The following is a 1,099-nucleotide window of genomic DNA, read 5'->3' on the forward strand; positions in this document are numbered from 1 at the left end:
TCTCTTCTTCCGTTACGTCATTTCTTCGGCTAACATTTAAAATATCTCCTTCTTTTAATTGTTCGAGTATATTCTCGGCTAGTCTTTTCGTATAGGTTCGTTTCTTGGCGACAAAATCTAACTCTTCACTAAAGGGTTTTCGACAATTATCGCACTTAAATTGACGACGATTAACCTGTAGGTACACTGGTTGACCTGAGATTGGTAAATCTTTGACTAAATGTCGATGATTTTGGTGGAGTTTATCGCTCTCTAACCCACAACGAGGACAGATTGCTTTTTGATTTTTCGATTCGATTTGGCAAACTATACCGATATTTTCTAGGTGTAGATAGCCTTGAATAGACGTTCCTTTTAGGTTCAAAAATTTGTCAAGTATCATAAGTAAAATACTCTGGTTTTTGGCTATTATATTAAATCTTAACTCGATTGTCTATCTTTTGATATTAACTTGTTTGTGCCGTAAGTGTCTCCCTGTATAGATTTCAGCTACTTTTAGGCGTAGGTACTCTCATCGAATTTTATTTTAAGTTAATTATTTGCATAACAATTCCCGAAGAGCCAACAAAACTTTATTATTTATAGTCATTTCAATTAAGATTGAGAATATCAATGCCAGAGTTCATAAGGGTTGGCTCTTCGTTACTGGGTATAGTTCGATCAGAGGGGATAAATTGACTAAATCCTTATCTGGCAAGAGATTTAATTGATTAGTTCGCTCTAGAGCAAAAACAATTGACAAAAATCGCCAAACGTCTTTCTCTATAAGAATTTCATCTCTTATAATCCTGTCCTTTGCATAAGACAAACCGAAGAACCATCTCTATTGGGAATTTAGAAACTTGGTATAAGCCAATAAAGCAAACTAAACTTTGAGAAAATGCGATCGCTTGTCCATCTTACCAGCGATCGCATCTAGCCTGGATTTGATTCCGGTCATCCACTGGTTAAACTCGGCCGATTGCCGGTCGATATACTTTGCACGGTTATAACTTGCATTTTTTACTCAAAGACAATAATATAGTTCAAGAGTCATAATTAGAAGCAAAGCACTCATTAAAAACATGATTAACCTAGAATTCACGGAAGAAGAAAAGAA

General features: G+C 35.4%; 1 protein-coding gene. It reads right to left on the bottom strand.

From position 1 onward, the window contains the following. Positions 1–382, bottom strand: a 382-nt coding sequence (locus tag IQ224_RS23660) for a transposase family protein (RefSeq protein ID WP_194033130.1), incomplete at its 3' end; no start/stop codon positions are given. Between the last annotated feature and the right edge of the window lie 717 nt (positions 383–1,099).

Source organism: Microcystis sp. LEGE 00066 (assembly GCF_015207925.1).
GTDB lineage: Bacteria > Cyanobacteriota > Cyanobacteriia > Cyanobacteriales > Microcystaceae > Microcystis > Microcystis ichthyoblabe_A.